General features: G+C 71.1%; 15 protein-coding genes. 8 read left to right on the forward strand and 7 right to left on the reverse strand.

The annotated features are described in order from the left end of the window. Window positions 1-34 precede the first annotated feature (34 nt). Window positions 35-301, reverse strand: a complete 267-nt coding sequence (locus O1Q96_RS30300) for a hypothetical protein (protein ID WP_269251189.1) — start codon at window positions 299-301, stop codon at window positions 35-37. 84 nt (window positions 302-385) lie between these two features. Beyond that, window positions 386-1,678 (reverse strand): ROK family transcriptional regulator, encoded by a 1,293-nt coding sequence (locus tag O1Q96_RS30305; RefSeq protein WP_269251190.1) that lies wholly within the window; start codon window positions 1,676-1,678, stop codon window positions 386-388. Between the two features lie 167 nt (window positions 1,679-1,845). Between O1Q96_RS30305 and O1Q96_RS30310 the strand changes: the two genes are divergently transcribed. The 4 genes from O1Q96_RS30310 to O1Q96_RS30325 are packed head-to-tail and all read left to right on the forward strand — an operon-like array spanning window position 1,846 to window position 6,433. Then, on the forward strand, window positions 1,846-3,162 hold the full coding sequence (locus O1Q96_RS30310; protein ID WP_269251191.1) for an ABC transporter substrate-binding protein: 1,317 nt from the start codon (window positions 1,846-1,848) through the stop codon (window positions 3,160-3,162). A 7-nt stretch (window positions 3,163-3,169) separates the two neighbouring features. After that, window positions 3,170-4,159, forward strand: a complete 990-nt coding sequence (locus O1Q96_RS30315) for a carbohydrate ABC transporter permease (protein ID WP_269251192.1) — start codon at window positions 3,170-3,172, stop codon at window positions 4,157-4,159. 7 nt (window positions 4,160-4,166) lie between these two features. Then, the gene (locus O1Q96_RS30320) at window positions 4,167-5,027 is read left to right on the forward strand and encodes a carbohydrate ABC transporter permease (protein WP_269253780.1); all 861 of its coding nucleotides are present in this window, start codon (window positions 4,167-4,169) and stop codon (window positions 5,025-5,027) included. Between the two features lie 47 nt (window positions 5,028-5,074). Then, a complete protein-coding gene (locus tag O1Q96_RS30325; RefSeq protein ID WP_269251193.1) occupies window positions 5,075-6,433 on the forward strand; it encodes a GH1 family beta-glucosidase in 1,359 nt (452 codons plus the stop codon). 2 nt (window positions 6,434-6,435) lie between these two features. On the opposite strand, the gene O1Q96_RS30330 is transcribed toward O1Q96_RS30325, so the two are convergent. Beyond that, the gene (locus O1Q96_RS30330; protein ID WP_269251194.1) at window positions 6,436-7,431 is read right to left on the reverse strand and encodes a phosphotransferase family protein; all 996 of its coding nucleotides are present in this window, start codon (window positions 7,429-7,431) and stop codon (window positions 6,436-6,438) included. Window positions 7,432-7,659: 228 nt separating this feature from the next. Between O1Q96_RS30330 and O1Q96_RS30335 the strand changes: the two genes are divergently transcribed. Further along, on the forward strand, window positions 7,660-8,046 hold the full coding sequence (locus tag O1Q96_RS30335; protein WP_217453263.1) for a hypothetical protein: 387 nt from the start codon (window positions 7,660-7,662) through the stop codon (window positions 8,044-8,046). A gap of 71 nt (window positions 8,047-8,117) precedes the next feature. Here O1Q96_RS30335 and O1Q96_RS30340 read toward each other — a convergent pair whose 3' ends face one another. Then, window positions 8,118-8,612, reverse strand: a complete 495-nt coding sequence (locus O1Q96_RS30340; RefSeq protein WP_269251195.1) for an FBP domain-containing protein — start codon at window positions 8,610-8,612, stop codon at window positions 8,118-8,120. A gap of 233 nt (window positions 8,613-8,845) precedes the next feature. Between O1Q96_RS30340 and O1Q96_RS30345 the strand changes: the two genes are divergently transcribed. Both O1Q96_RS30345 and O1Q96_RS30350 read left to right on the forward strand, forming a co-directional pair. Then, entirely contained in the window at window positions 8,846-10,093 is a 1,248-nt protein-coding gene (locus tag O1Q96_RS30345) for an FUSC family protein (protein WP_269251196.1), read from the forward strand. A gap of 76 nt (window positions 10,094-10,169) precedes the next feature. After that, window positions 10,170-11,246, forward strand: a complete 1,077-nt coding sequence (locus O1Q96_RS30350) for a hypothetical protein (protein ID WP_269251197.1) — start codon at window positions 10,170-10,172, stop codon at window positions 11,244-11,246. Between the two features lie 33 nt (window positions 11,247-11,279). Here O1Q96_RS30350 and O1Q96_RS30355 read toward each other — a convergent pair whose 3' ends face one another. Both O1Q96_RS30355 and O1Q96_RS30360 read right to left on the reverse strand, forming a co-directional pair. Then, a complete protein-coding gene (locus O1Q96_RS30355) occupies window positions 11,280-12,005 on the reverse strand; it encodes a DUF2470 domain-containing protein (protein WP_269251198.1) in 726 nt (241 codons plus the stop codon). A gap of 98 nt (window positions 12,006-12,103) precedes the next feature. Beyond that, the gene (locus O1Q96_RS30360) at window positions 12,104-12,712 is read right to left on the reverse strand and encodes a TetR/AcrR family transcriptional regulator (protein ID WP_269251199.1); all 609 of its coding nucleotides are present in this window, start codon (window positions 12,710-12,712) and stop codon (window positions 12,104-12,106) included. A gap of 108 nt (window positions 12,713-12,820) precedes the next feature. Here O1Q96_RS30360 and O1Q96_RS30365 point away from each other — a divergent pair, with 108 nt between their 5' ends. After that, window positions 12,821-14,362, forward strand: a complete 1,542-nt coding sequence (locus O1Q96_RS30365) for a cytochrome P450 (RefSeq protein ID WP_269251200.1) — start codon at window positions 12,821-12,823, stop codon at window positions 14,360-14,362. Here the strand turns inward: O1Q96_RS30365 and O1Q96_RS30370 are convergent. Further along, window positions 14,330-15,169 carry a pentapeptide repeat-containing protein gene (locus tag O1Q96_RS30370; protein ID WP_269251201.1) on the reverse strand — a complete coding sequence of 280 codons (840 nt, stop codon included), beginning with the start codon at window positions 15,167-15,169 and terminating at the stop codon, window positions 14,330-14,332. The genes O1Q96_RS30365 and O1Q96_RS30370 overlap by 33 nt on opposite strands. Between the last annotated feature and the right edge of the window lie 13 nt (window positions 15,170-15,182).

The following is a 15,182-nucleotide window of genomic DNA, read 5'->3' on the forward strand; positions in this document are numbered from 1 at the left end:
CCAGCCACGGGCCGGCTCGGGCCGGGCTGACGGCTCAGGCGGGAGACTCCTGCGGCTCGGGGTCCTCGGGGTGAACGGTGCTCGAGTCCGCGTCGGGCTGCCGGCCCGTACCCGCCTCGTCGGTCTCGGGGACTTCGGTGTCCGTCTTCGCCTTCGGCCCGTCCTCACCGGAGTCCTTGTCCTGCTCCGGGTCGGCGGGGGTGACGTCCCAGCGGTCCCCGCCTTCCTGGGCCTGCTGGTCCGGCAGGTCCCGGGGCACGGGGCCGTCCTCCTCGGGCGTCCTGGTTCCGTAGTCACTCATGGCGCTCCCCTCCTCGTGCGGCGAAAACCGCTTGTCGGCCAGGGTGCGGGTACCTGCCGACAGGCCCCGCCAAACCCCCGGGCGTCAGTGGGGAGCGCGTTCCTCGATGGCCGCGCGCCACGCGGGAGGGGGTGTGTCCCCCGGTCCCGTGCCCGCTCGTCGTCCGCCGTGCGCGAAGAAGTCGGCCAGCGGAAGGATCGCCGCGCCGACCGTGACCGCGTCCGGGCCGAGGGCACCGAGCTCGATGGTGACCTTCTCGGCCGGGTGGCGCAGAGCGTACGAGACGGCGTGGGCCCGTACCGCGGGCAGGAAGCGGGAGCCCAGCTGGAGGCCGGCCCAGCCGCCGATGAGGATGCGTTCCGGCTGGAAGAGGTTGATCAGGTCGGAGAGACCCGCGCCCAGGTACTCGGCCGTCTCCTCCAGCACGGCCAGCGCCACCGGGTCGGCCGGTGTGCCCTCGGCCGGGTAGGCGGCGGCGAGCATGGCGGTCAGCGCGGTCTCCTCGTCGACACCCCGCGGCGGTCGCCCTCCCGCCTCCTCCCAGCGCTCCAGCAGGGCCTCCGCCCCGGCGTACGCCTCCAGACAGCCGAGCGCCCCGCAGCGGCAGCGGCGCCCCCTGACCCGTACCGTGAGGTGTCCCCATTCCACGGCCCGGCCCTGTTCCACGTCGTCCGAGACGAGGCTGGCACCGACGCCGGAGCCGAAGAGGACCACGACGGCGTTGTGCGCGCCGCGTCCGGCACCGAACCACATCTCGGCCTGGCCGAGGGTCTTGGCTCCGTTGTCGGTGAAGTACGGGACGGAGTCCGGTAGCCCGCACGCGGCACGGAGGCGGGACTCCAGCGGCACGGACGGCCAGCCGATGGTCTGGCCGTGCACCACGGCGCCCTCGGCCGCGGTGCGCTCCACGATGCCGGGGACGCCGATGCCGACACCCAGCAGGCGCTCGGGGGCGACTTTGGCGGCGGCGAGGACCTCCGCGACGCCGTCCCGGATGTGGCCGACGATGACGTCCACGTCGTAGCCCTGGTGTTCCAACGGCCTTTCCGTGCGGGCGAGTTCGGTCAGGGTGAGGTCGAAGAGCTCGACCCGGACACGGGTCTCGCCGACGTCGACGCCGATCATGTGGCCGCTGGCCGGGGCGACCCGGAGCAGGGTGCGGGGCCGGCCGCCGTCGGAGTCGACACTGCCCGCCTCCTCCACCAGACCGTCGGCGACGAGCTCGGCGACGACGTTGCTGATCGAGCCGGAACTCAGCCCGGTGGCCGGCCCCAGCTCGAAGCGGCTCATCGGTCCGTCGAAGTAGAGCCGTCTCAGCACGGCCGTGCGATTGCCCCTTCGCAGGTCACGCACCGTGCGCCCGTTCCGCCCCGCCATGTGGTTCCTTCCCGCCGGACCCCCGACCTGCAAGATACAGCTGTGCGATCCCTTGACGCGACTTCCTTCCGGGTCTTAACTCACGTCCTAAATTAAGCCGTGAGGGCGTTCGGGAAGTGAACGTTCGGCGCCCTCCTGCTCTCCCTCCGGAAGGGACGCCTGACGTCATGCGCAGAACCCGAGCCACCGCCGCGAGCGCGGTCACCGTCTCACTGCTGGCCGCCGTGACCGCCTGCGGCGGTGGCTCGTCGACGGACGGCGGGTCCAACGACTCGCCGAAGACGCTCACCTACTGGGCCTCCAACCAGGGCCCGAGCATCGAGGCCGACAAGAAGATCCTCACGCCCGAGCTCAAGAAGTTCGAGCAACAGACCGGCATCAAGGTGAAGTTGGAGGTCATCCCCTGGTCCGATCTCCTCAACCGCATTCTCGCCGCGACCACGTCGGGCCAGGGCCCCGACGTCCTCAACATCGGCAACACCTGGTCCGCCTCCCTCCAGGCGACGGGGGCCCTGCTGCCGTGGGACGACAAGAACTTCGACCGGATCGGCGGCCGCGACCGGTTCGTCGAGTCGGCGCTCGGTTCCGCGGGGGCGACCGGCTCGGACCCCGCGGCCGTTCCGCTCTACTCGATGGCGTACGCCCTCTACTACAACAAGAAGATGTTCGAGGACGCGGGAGTTTCCGGACCGCCCGCGACCTGGGACGAACTGGTCGCCGACGGGAAGAAGATCTCCAGGGACGGCAAGTGGGCGCTGGGCGCCGAGGGGGCGAACCCGTCGGAGAACATCCACCACGTCTTCGTCCTCGGCAAGCAGCACGGCGCCGACTTCTTCGACGCCGACGGCAAGCCCGACTTCACCTCCGACGGTGCCGTGGCGGCGGTCAAGCAGTACGTCGACCTGATGGGCCGGGACAAGGTCGTCGCACCCGGCAACGCCGAGTACGCGCAGAACCAGTCCCTCAAGGACTTCGCCAAGGACAAGACGGCGATGGTGCTGTGGCAGACGGCCGCGGCCACGCTCAAGGCCCACGGGATGAGCGACGACGAGTGGGGGGTCGCACCGGTGCCGGTCCAGTCGGGCGCTCCGGGCGACGGCACGGCCGTCAACTCGATGGTGGCGGGCATCAACATGGCCGTCTTCAAGAACACCGACAACACCGACGGCGCCCTGAAGTTCGTGAAGTTCATGACGAGCGACGCCGAGCAGAAGACGCTCAACAGGACGTACGGGTCCATCCCTCCGGTCAAGGCCGCCCAGGAGGACCCCGCGTTCAACACCCCCGCCCTGAAGGTGATCCGGGACACCCTCGCCGAGAGTGCCGCCCCCCTGCCCCAGGTGCCGAACGAGTCCCAGTTCGAGACGGCGGTCGGCACGGCCGTGAAGGAGCTCTTCGCGGACGCGGCGGCCGGGCGCCCGGTGACGACCGCCTCGGTGAAGGAGAAGCTCTCCGAGGCCCAGCAGCAGATGCCGAAGAAGTGAGCGCTCCATGACCGTGACCGCTGAACCCGCGGTCGGGAAGCGGGCGTTGCCCGGTGCGACGGGGCCCACCCCGCGCCGCCGTACCGGGCGGGTACGCCGTGTGGCCCTGCCGTATCTGCTCCTGCTGCCCGCCCTGCTTCTCGAACTCCTCGTCCATCTGGTGCCGATGGTGATCGGCATCGTCATGAGCTTCAAGGAGCTCACGCAGTTCTACATCCGCGACTGGGGCGCCGCGCCCTGGGCCGGCTTCGACAACTACAGCCTCTCCGTGGACTTCGACGCGCCCGTCGGCGAGGCGCTGCTGCACTCGTTCTTCGTGACCTGCGCCTTCACCGTGCTCTCCGTCGGCCTGTGCTGGCTGCTCGGCACGACGGCCGCGGTCTACATGCAGGAGTCGTTCCGCGGCCGCGGCTTCCTGCGCGCGGTCTTCCTCGTCCCCTACGCACTGCCCGTCTACGCGGCCGTCATCACCTGGGCGTTCATGTTCCAGCGCGACAACGGCCTGGTGAACCACGTGCTGCACGACCAGCTGGGCCTCACCGACAGTCCGTCCTTCTGGCTGATCGGCGACAACAGCTTCGTCGCGCTGCTCGTCGTGTCCGTGTGGAAGGGCTGGCCGTTCGCCTTCCTCATCGTGATGGCGGGCCTGCAGAACATCCCCAGGGAGCTGTACGAGGCGGCCTCGATCGACGGGGCCGGAATGCTCCAGCAGCTGCGCCGCGTCACCCTGCCGTCGCTGCGGCCGGTCAACCAGGTGCTGGTCCTGGTGCTCTTCCTGTGGACGTTCAACGACTTCAACACGCCCTACGTGCTGTTCGGCAAGGCGGCTCCGGAGGCCGCCGACCTGATCTCGATCCACATCTACCAGTCGTCGTTCGTGACGTGGAACTTCGGGACGGGATCGGCGATGTCCGTACTGCTCCTGCTGTTCCTGCTGGTCGTGACGGGTGTCTATCTGGCCCTGACCTCACGCGGACGGAGCGCCGCCGATGCCTAGAACGCCCATGACCGCGCCCCGCTCGCCGATGGCCGCGCCACGCTCTTTCCTCTGGTCGCGCCGGATCTTCCTCACCCTGCTCACCGGATTCGTCCTGCTGCCGGTGTACGTGATGGTGTCCAGCTCGCTGAAGCCGCTGCAGGACGTGTCGGGCGAGTTCCGCTGGCTGCCGAGCGGACTGACGATCCGCCCCTACATCGACATCTGGTCGACCGTTCCCCTCGCGAAGTACTTCGTCAACTCGCTGATCGTGGCGGGCGCGGCGACGGTCTGCTCGGTGGTGATCGCGATCTTCGCCGCGTACGGGGTGAGCCGCTACCGGTTCCACGGGAAGCGCCTCTTCACCGTGACCGTGCTGTCCACCCAGATGTTCCCCGGGATCCTCTTCCTGCTCCCGCTCTTCCTGATCTACGTGAACATCGGCAACGCCACCGGCATCGCGCTCTTCGGCTCACGGGCCGGCCTGATCCTCACGTACCTGACGTTCTCGCTGCCGTTCTCGATCTGGATGCTGATCGGCTACTTCGAGTCGGTGCCGCGCGATCTCGACGAGGCCGCGATGGTGGACGGCTGCGGGCCGCTCGGCGCGCTCTTCCGGGTCGTGGTGCCCGCCGCGGTGCCCGGGATCGTCGCGGTCGCCGTGTACGCGTTCATGACCGCGTGGGGCGAGGTGCTGTTCGCGTCGGTGATGACCAACGACACCACCCGCACGCTCGCCGTCGGCCTCCAGGGATACGCCACGCAGAACGACGTGTACTGGAACCAGGTCATGGCCGCCTCGCTCGTGGTGAGCGTCCCCGTGGTCGCCGGGTTCCTGCTGCTCCAGCGGTATCTGGTCGCCGGGCTCACCGCCGGGGCCGTCAAGTGACCGGCTCGCCCCTCCTGACCGACTCGCCTTCCGCTGAGAGGACTTCTGTGACCATCGACCTCGCCGCGCTCCCCCAGGACTTCGTGTGGGGCACGGCCACCTCGGCGTACCAGATCGAGGGTGCCGTGGCCGAGGACGGCCGTTCACCCTCCATCTGGGACACCTTCTCGCACACACCGGGGCGGGTGGACGGCGACGACCACGGCGATGTCGCCTGCGACCACTACCACCGGTGGCGCGAGGACATCGCCCTGATGAAGGAGCTGGGGACCGGCTCCTACCGGCTGTCGGTCGCCTGGCCGCGGGTCGTGCCCGGCGGCGACGGTCCGGCCAACGCCAAGGGGCTCGACTTCTACGACGCGCTGGTCGACGGCCTCCTGGAGGCGGGCATCACGCCGTCGGTGACGCTCTACCACTGGGATCTTCCGCAGGTGCTACAGGACCGGGGCGGCTGGCCCGAGCGCGACACCGCTCACCACCTGGCCGCGTACGCGGCCGCCGTGGCCGAGCGCCTCGGCGACCGCGTCCAGCACTGGACGACGCTCAACGAGCCGCTGTGCTCGGCCTGGATCGGCCACCTGGAGGGACGGATGGCCCCGGGCCTGACGGACCTCACGGCGGCGGTCCGCGCCTCGTACCACCTGCTCCTCGGCCATGGCCTCGCCGCCCAGGCGATCCGCGCCGCGGCCCCCGGCGCCCAGGTGGGCATCGTCAACAACCTCTCCGGCGTCGAGTCCGCCACCGAGCGCCCCGAGGACATCGCGGCGGCCCGGCGCATGGACGGCCACACCAACCGCTGGTGGCTCGACCCGGTCCACGGCCGCGGCTTTCCGGCCGACATGCGTGAGGTGTACGGCGTCGAACTGCCCGAGCGGGCGGGCGATCTGGCGACCATGGCCCAGCCCCTGGACTGGCTCGGGCTCAACTACTACTTCCCGTCCGCCGTCGCCGACGACCCGACGGGCCCGGCCCCGTACGCCCGTGCCGTCCGCCGCGACGGTGTTCCTCGCACGGGCATGGACTGGGAGATCGACGCCTCCGGCATCGAGGATCTGCTGCTGCGCCTCACGCACGACTACGGCGCCAGGAAGCTGTACGTCACCGAGAACGGCTCCGCCTATCCGGACGTCGTACGCCCGGACGGCACGGTCGACGATCCCGAGCGCACCCACTACCTGGAACAGCACCTGGCGGCCTGCGCCTCAGCCGTCCGCAAGGGGGCTCCCCTGGCGGGCTACTTCGCCTGGTCGCTGCTGGACAACTTCGAGTGGGCCTACGGCTACGACAAGCGGTTCGGGCTCGTCCATGTCGACTACCGGACGCAGCGGCGCACGGTGAAGGGAAGCGGGCGCCGGTACGCGGAGATCATCCGGGAGCACCGCGGGAGGCAGCGCAGGGCCGCCTGAGCTCAGTGGGCGACCTCGTCCAGGGCGGCGACGAGTTCCGGGGCCACCGTGTCACGGAGCCAGGCGTCATGCTGCTCTCCCATGGCACGGGGGACCGTCTCGACGAGCATGATCAGGTAGAGGTAGCTGCGGTAGAGGGCCAGCCGACGACGGGCCGAGCCGGTGAACTCGGCCCGTCCGCCCTCCTCCTGGTACCCCGTCAGGAAGTCGCGGTCCTTTTCGATGTCGTCGAGCAGTGCCAGTGACACGAAGTCCGCCAGGGGGTCGCCCCAGAACATGCGCTCGCCGTCGATCAGACCGCCGATCTTCGGTCCATCGGGACGGGCCGGGTCCGGGCCGCCCGCCGGGCTTTCGACCAGGATGTTCCCCCTCCACAGGTCGAAGTGCACCAGACGCGGTACGACGACCTCGTCGAGGTCGCCGTAGGCGGAACCGGCCGTGCGGGCCACCTCTTCCACCGGCCGCGGCAGCCAGGCCCCGAACCGCCGGGCGTCGTCCAGGACGGCGTCGTACATGCCGGTGAAGGCCGACCGCCAGTCGGCGGACAGCGGGCCGAGCGCGCCGGACGGATAGCCGAACCCGGGACCGGACACCTCATGAAGGCGGGCCACCTGGCGGCCCAACTCCGTGCGCAGGAGGGCCTGTTCGTCCGGGTCAGGGCTGTCGTCCCACATGTCGCCCGGACAGGCCGTCATGAGCAGATGACGGCCTGTCGGCGCGGAAGCGTCGAAGGAGACACCCACCACGCGCGGCACGGGCACCTCGACCGTGCCGGCCGCGCGGTAGAACTCCGCCTCCGAGACGAGGAGTTCACGCTCGTGACTCAGGCCGGGGGCGGTGTGCGGGGGCGGGGTCTTCAGTACGTACCGGCTGCCGTCGGCGAGGAGCAGTTCCTCCACGGTGTTGTACGTCCCACCGCTGAGGGGACGACAATGGACGAGGCGGCCCGCGGAAACACCCGCGGCCTCCAGGATCCGTCCGGTCCGTTCCTCCGGCATACCGCCCCACCCCGCCCCGTCGCCCCGCCGAACCACGCCCCGGGCCGCAGCCCCGGTACAGGGTACGAAAGAGGGCGGCTCCACGTCTCGACGCTTCAAGAGGCGAGCGAAGCGCGCCCCTTGAAGGGGCGGGGGGAACTGCGCGCCCAGCCACGACGAACCCGCACCCGAGGCACAACGCCCCGCACCTCGACCCGCAACCCAGGCGGAGCGCATAGGCTCCGGCGCATGGAACAGAGCGAGATCATCCTCCGAGCGATCGGTGTCCTGACGGAGACCCAGGAAATGGTGCGCAGGCTCAACGAGGACGCCGAGGTGGACATAGACGCCGGCGAGGCCCAGCTGGGCAGACTGGTGACCGAGGTGTTCCCGTCGGTCGAGGTCCCCGGTGACGCGACCCCCGCCGAGGCGGGGCAGGCCGTCATCGACGCGCTGATGCCCGCGGCGATCTCGCTGGTGGGGGCGTTCGCCTTCCTGTTCTCGGAGCTCGCCGACATCCACGACACGGGCCGTTCCGAAATCAAGAGCACCGAGCTTCTGCGCACCCTCGCCCTGAGGCTGTCGAACACGGACCCGAGCGCCGACTCCGGCGCGGAGCACGACGACGACGCGTAGCGGTGCCCGGCGACGACGGCGGACCGCGGTGCGCCGACGCGCCGCCGTCCGTCGCCCTTCCGGCCGGCCGGTCAGGATTGCAGGCGGTCCAGGAAGGCCGACAGATGGCCCGTCGTGCGGTCGATCTGTTCCTCCACGGTGAGGCTCTCCTCGAAGCGTGATCCCGGACCGGGCAGCTTCTTGCCGCGTACGTAGAGGGAGCAGGCGAGGTCCGCGCACATGTAGACGCCCACCGAGTTGCCCTCGCGCCCGGCCGTGCCCACCTTGCGTGCCGTCATGAGCGAGACGCCGTTCCCCGGGTGGGTGGTCAGACACAGCGAGCACATACTGCGGTGCAGGAAGCCCCGTTGCCGGGACGGGAAGCGCAGCGCCACGCCGACGAGCCGGCCGGACCGCTCGGTCACCAGATAGCTGCGGTCGGGTGCCCCGGGATCGCGCCAGCCGAGGAAGTCCAGGTCGTCCCACGGTCGTTCCTCCAGGTCCCGGGGTACAGCCAGCCTTTTCGCCTCTCCCTTGGAGCAGTTGACGAAGGAACCGCGGATGTCCTGCTCGGTGAGCGGCCTCATGGCGGGGTCTCCTGACGAGTCGTGGGCATTGGAGTCAAACCTAGGGTGACTAGGTTATGACCTAGCCTAAGTAGCAGATCGACAGAGGGCCAATGGATTTTGGTTAAGCCACGAAGGGAGACAGTCGATCATGATGCCTCTCCTCCTGGGCAGCCCCGGGCGGCACCAGGCGCCCACGGAGCTGCATCCTCCGGATACGTTCGGTGCGGCCGTCGAACGGGAAGTGCCCAGGGATGCGAGATGTACGTGAAGTGTGGGCTGCCGGCAGTGCCCAGGTGGCGAAGTGGCGCCAGGAGCCCGTGATCGTCCAGACGGTCCGATCGGCGGCGGCCGCGACGGTCGCGTACGTGGTCGCCCTGCGTTTCAGCCCCGAGGCCGCCCCGCTCACCGCTCCCCTGACCGCGCTCCTCGTCGTCCAGGTCACCCTCTACGCGACCCTCACCACCGGTGTGCGCCGCGTGAACGCCGTGGTGGCGGGTGTCCTCGTCGCCATCGGCTTCAGTGCTCTGGTGGGGCTGACCTGGTGGAGCCTGGGGCTGCTCATCCTGGCCTCGCTGGCCGTCGGGCACCTGGTGCGGGTCAGCGAGTTCGTGCCCGAGGTGGCGATCAGCGCGATGCTGGTCCTCGGTGTCACCCGGGTCGGCGACACGGCCTGGGCGCGGATCCTGGAGACGGTGATCGGGGCCGTGGTCGGGCTCGGCTGCAATCTGCTGTTCGCTCCCCCGGTGTGGGTCGGCGCCGCCGGGGAGTCCATCGAGGATCTGGCGCGCCGGATGCGGCGGTTGATGCTGCACGTCGGCGAGGAGGCGGCCGGCCGCACACGGGTGGCCGTCGCGGCCGCGAGGCTCCACGAGGCGCGGCAGCTCGACCACGACATCGTCGACGTGGACGCGGCCCTCAAGCAGGCCGAGGACAGTGTGCGGCTCAATCCGCGCGTGCGGGAGGGGCTGTTGCACCGGGTCGTCCTGCGCACCGGCCTCGACACGCTGGAGATCTGCACGGTGGTGCTGCGGGTGCTCGCCCGTACCCTCACCGACCTCTCGAAGGAGCGCGCCCCCGAGCCGTTGTTCGAGCCGGGGACCGGGGCGGCCTTCGAACAGCTCCTGTCCGAGGTCGGTGACGCGGTGGTCAGTTTCGCCGTGCTGGTCACCACCGACGTCAGCCGCAGCGCGGAGTCGGCGGAGGCCCGGCTCGCCTCGGAACTCACCGCGGCGACCGCCACCCGCGACAAACTGGCCCAGCTCCTGCTGGAGGAGGTGCAGCGGGACGCACGTCAGTGGCAGTTGTACGGGGCCGTACTGACCGAGGTGACCCGGATGCTCGACGAACTCGACATGGAGCACCGCTCGCGCCGGCTCCTGGAGGAACTGGACCGCTGCACACGTGAACAGCGCGAGCGCATGCCCCGGCTCGACCGCCTCGGCCGGCGCCTGCGTCCCTCACGGCGGAACCGGCCGGCCCCGTCGAGTCGTGCTACGTGACGTACTGAGCGCCGTGTGACGTGTCTGCACGGCGACGGCTGGGCGACGTGCCCACGCGGAGACAAGGGGAGTACGGATGGCCGACGGCACCGTGCGGATCGACGGGAACACACTGCTGCTGCCGGGTGGGGTGCGGGTCCGGTTCATCCGCACCCTGCGCCTGCCCGAGACGGGTACGCACGCACTGCCTCCGGGGCTCGGCGATTTTCCCCTGCGACGCGTGGAGGACTACCCGGACACGGTGCCCGCCGAGTGGCTGGCGCGCGGTGGAGTGATGCTGCCGGTGTACCTGCGCGAGGCGATGTGGCTGAGCTTCGGCGGCACGACGGAACCCGCCGCCCTTCAGGTGGGTGTCGGCAAGGTGTGTGCGGTCTCCGGCAAGCCGTGGAGTTCCCGGCCGGCGCGGGACCCGCAGAACTATGTGGTGCTGCCCCGTCAGCCGTGGCTCGACGGCATCAACTCGGGGAAGGGCACGGTCCGTCAGTTCGTGGCGGTCCCGCTCGGCCTGGGTGCCACCGTCGAGGGCCAGGTCACCGGCGAGGAGGTGTGGGGCGGCGTACAGCTGCAGTCGTTCCCGCTGAAGGAGGCCGCACTGCACGCGTGGCGTGAGGAGCAGCGCCGGCTGGCGGAGGCGGCCGCGCGTCACCGGAGCATGTCGGCGACGGGCGGCTACGGTGCCGCGGTTCCCATGGCGGCCCCGATGGCCGCGCCCGGTGCCATGCCGCGGCCGGGTGGAACGGCGGGCGCCCCGGCGGCCGCCCCCCGGGCCGCGGCGGCGATGGGCCTGGGTGTCGGCGGTTCGATGCGCCAGGAGGTCTACCAGGACGACCGCCCGCTGTCCGACTGGTCGACCACCGCGGCCGGCCGTGTCTTCGTGCACCTCGTGACCCCGCCCGAGTGGCGGCGCATCACCGGTGAGGCTCCTCCGCCGTCTCCCGTGGACCGCGCGGCCTACACCCGTGCGGGGCTGCCCTGGTTCGACTACTACGACCAGGACGCCGCGGATCTCGACCCCACGGACGCGCTCGGCGCGGTCGCGCCGGTCGGCGACTGGATCGGCGACGACCACACCCCGTGGCAGCCGCCGTCGCCCCAGCAGGTCAAGCCGCTGGGTGACGCGCCGGGCAAGCCGGTCGGTGACGGGGACTGGTGACCCCTGCCGCCGTTCGCGACGGGTGCGTTCGCGTCACCCGTCGCGTTCCGTGCGCTGCCGCTGCAACGCACGCGGGCAACTCGCGGCGCTCGCCTGCGTGAGCAGGACGTGCATGCGCTCGGTGAGCTGCCCGACGTCGTCCGCGGGCCGGTGGAAGGCCAGCCGCACGTCGCCGTGGCCGCGGGCGCGCTCGATGCGCAGTGTCAGTCCGTGGCGGTCGACGGCGAGCGGCTGGACCCGGACGGCGCCGTGCAGACTGTCCCGTTCGACGAGGCGGGTCAGCCGCTCGACGGCGTCCGGGTGGGAGTCGGCCAGGTGCGTGAGCAGCTGCGCCTCCGCGAGGGCCAGCGGATCGGGCTCGGCCGCGGCGAACTCGCCGAGGTCGACGACGACCGCCCCACCGGGCTCGCGCAGCACGGCGCGCGTGGGGTGGAAGACCAGATGTCCGTCCTCGGGGGCGAACCAGCCCGCCATCCACAGGCGCGCGCGGATCCGGTTGCGTACGGGGACGGGCGCGACGTCGGCGAACTCGAGGACGGCGGACGGCTCTCCGCGTGGCGCGCAGATCGCCGCCGTGGTGAGCATGCTGTCGTCCGGCAGGTGCAGGAGCACCCGGCCGTCCTCGGCGACGGTGTGTACGCCGATGAACTCCTCCCGGCCGCCTTCCGCGGTCACCGCGCAGGACCACGCCGCGGCGAGCACCGACCGGGCACGCTGCGCCGTGGTCGGCGCGGCCGTCCAGCTGTGACGGTCACCCATCCCAAAACCTCCCTTAGGTAAGCCTTGCCTAACCTACCGAAGTTCGGGGTGTACGCCAACCACGCGGCGCCGACGACGACACCTTTGTAACGACGAGTTCACCGAGTGACGGCTCCCAGCAGCGCCCGTGCGCACAGCTCGCGCACCTGGTCCCGGGAGAGACCCGGTTCCTTGAGCCACTCCAGACAGGCGGCCGCCATGAAGGCCAGCCAGCCCCGCACGGCGATCCGCAGCGCCGGCAGGTCCTCCTCGGTCCACGCGGTCTCGGGGTCCGCAGCCAGCGCTTCGAGGATCTGCCGCTGCTGGGCGGCGAGCGTCTCCCGGTACACCTTCCGGACGGCCTGGTCCCCCGCCGCCTCCGCCCGGTGGAAGGCGCGGAAGCCGTGCGCGTGCTTCTCGACGTACTCCAGGAAGGTGTCGAGCCCCGCGTCGATCTGCTCCCGCACGGGGACCCCGGGCACGGCGGCGGTGACCCGCAGCATCCGCTCGCTCTCGCGCTCCACGACGGCCGCGAAGAAGTCCCGCTTGGTCGGGAAGTAGTGGTACAGCAACCCCCGGGAGACGCCCGCGAGTTCGGCGACCTGCTCGATCCAGACGTCGTCGTACGGGCTCTCCGAGAACAGGCGCGCGCCGACCGTGAGCAGTTGTTCCCGCCGCTCCGCCGTGCTGAGCCGACGGCGCGTGCGCTCCCCCTGGTTGGCGGCCATGCCCGCACCTTACTTGACGTCGGTTCAACAGCGGGATCACACTGGCGGACGCTATTGAATTCGCGTACAACAAGCCCAACCGGCCGACGGCACAGGGGAGATGGCGTGATGGCGGGCACGGACAAGAACATGCCGGTGAAGGGGTTCCGCAGCGCCGAGCTGGGCTGGCCCGAGCTGCACCGCATCCCGCGTCCGCCGTACCGCGTGCCCCTGGTCGGGGACGCCCTCGGGACCAACCTCCGTACGCCGTTGCAGGATTCGCTGGCCGTCGGGCGAAGGCTCGGACCGATCTTCCGGCGCAAGGGGTTCGGCAAGGAGATCGTCTTCGTGTGGGGCTCGGAGCTGGCGGGCGAGCTGGCGGACGAGTCCCGGTTCGCCAAGCACGTGGGCCTGGGAGTCGCCAACCTCCGGCCCGTCGCGGGGGACGGCCTCTTCACGGCGTACAACCACGAGCCGAACTGGCAGCTGGCGCACGACGTGCTGGCGCCCGGCTTCAGCCGCGAGGCCATGGAGGGCTACCACGCGATGATGCTGGCCGTGGCCGCCCGGCTGACGGACCGCTGGGACGGCGAACAGGCCGCGGGACGGGCCGTCGACGTACCAGGTGACATGACGAAGCTGACGCTGGAGACGATCGCCCGCACCGGCTTCGGCCACGACTTCGACTCCTTCGAACGCACCCGGCCCCACCCCTTCGTCACGGCCATGGTGGGCGCCCTGCTGTACGCGCAGCGCCTCAACGTCGTGCCCGTGCCGCTGGCGCCGGTGCTGATGCGTGCGGCCACCCGCCGCAACGCGGCCGACGTGGCGCTTCTCAACCGCACGGTGGACGCCGTGGTCGAGGCCCGGCTCGGCGGCCCGGCCGGGGAGGGCGACCTGCTGGACCGGATGCTGGAGACCGCCCATCCGGAGACCGGGGAGCGACTCACGCCCGAGAACGTCCGCCGTCAGGTCATCACCTTCCTGATCGCGGGCCACGAGACGACGTCCGGCGCGCTCTCCTTCGCCCTGCACTACCTCGCGCGGCACCCCGAGATCGCCGCCCGGGCCCGCGCCGAGGTGGACCGCGTCTGGGGAGACACCCCGGAACCGGCCTACGACCAGGTCGCCAGACTTCGGTACGTGCGGCGCGTGCTCGACGAGTCGCTGCGGCTGTGGCCGACGGCACCCGCCTTCGCGCGCGAGGCCCGCGAGGACACGGTCCTGGGCGGTGTCCATCCGATGCGCCCGGGCGCGTGGGCCCTGGTCCTGATCCCGCTGCTGCACCGCGATCCCGAGGCCTGGGGGCCCGACGCGGAGAGGTTCGATCCGGATCGTTTCGAGCCGGGGGCGATACGGGCCCGGCCCGCCCACACCTTCAAGCCGTTCGGCACGGGTGCCCGGGCGTGCATCGGGCGGCAGTTCGCGCTGCACGAGGCGACCCTCGTCCTGGGACTGCTCCTGCGCCGGTACGAGCTGCGGCCGGATCCCGCGTACCGGCTGCGGGTCGCCGAACGGCTCACGCTGATGCCGGAGGGGCTGACGCTGCGCCTGGACCGGCGCTCGCCCGCCGCACCCGCGAAGCCTCAGGCCCCAGGGGCGCGGCCCGCGCGGGACGTGCCCCAAGGTGCGCGGGCCTCAGGGTGTCCAGTGACCGGGGCGGATGAATGACGCCGGAAGCCGGGTGCCCGCACTCCCCTTGGCAGCGTTGACCTGCGGCTGGGTGAGGAAGAGGACGCCGGTCAGGTCGGCGTCCGTGAGGTCGGTGTCCCGCAGGTCGGCGCCGATCATGTCAGCCCCGCGCAGGTCGGCGCCCGTCAGGTCGGCGGCGATCAGGTACGCGCCGCGGAGGTTGGCGCCCCGCAGATCGGCGCCCTTGAGCCGGGCGCCCATCAGGTCGGCGCCCCGGCGGTCCTTCTTCCTGCCTCCGCCGATTCCGGCACGCGCCAGCTCGCTGGTGCGCAGCAGCAGTACGTTGACCTCCTGGCGGACCGCGGGCACGTCCAACTCGACCAGCTGCTCGGGACCTTGGCGGGTGAGTGCCTCGACGCGGTCGAGCGCGCGGCGCAGCTCGGACCGGATCGGGCGGGCGGCGGACAGGTCCAGTGCCTCGGTGAGGTACCAGAGCAGCTCCTGCAGTTGCCGTACGACCGGGAACACGTCGAACATCAGCCGGGCACGCTCGGATGAACCCGGGCGCCAGTCCTCGCCGCCGAAGGTCAGCCGTGAGACCTTCTGGCCGGCGCCGAAGCAGTCGTAGACCGTGCAGCCGTTGAAGCCCCGCTGCCGCAGTTCCGTGTGGATGCCGCAGCGGGAGTCCGTCCGCAGGTTCCGGCACGGGCTGCCGGCGGCCTTGTCGACGGCGAAGTCCGCGGAGGCGGCGAAGGGCAGCGCGACACAGCACAGCCCGAAGCACTGGGCACAGTCCGCCTGGAGTTCGCCACGGGCGGGCGCCGTGCTGCCGGGTTCGTCTCGCATGTCCCCCACCCTA

The sequence above is a fragment of the Streptomyces aurantiacus genome (assembly GCF_027107535.1).
Classification (GTDB): domain Bacteria; phylum Actinomycetota; class Actinomycetes; order Streptomycetales; family Streptomycetaceae; genus Streptomyces.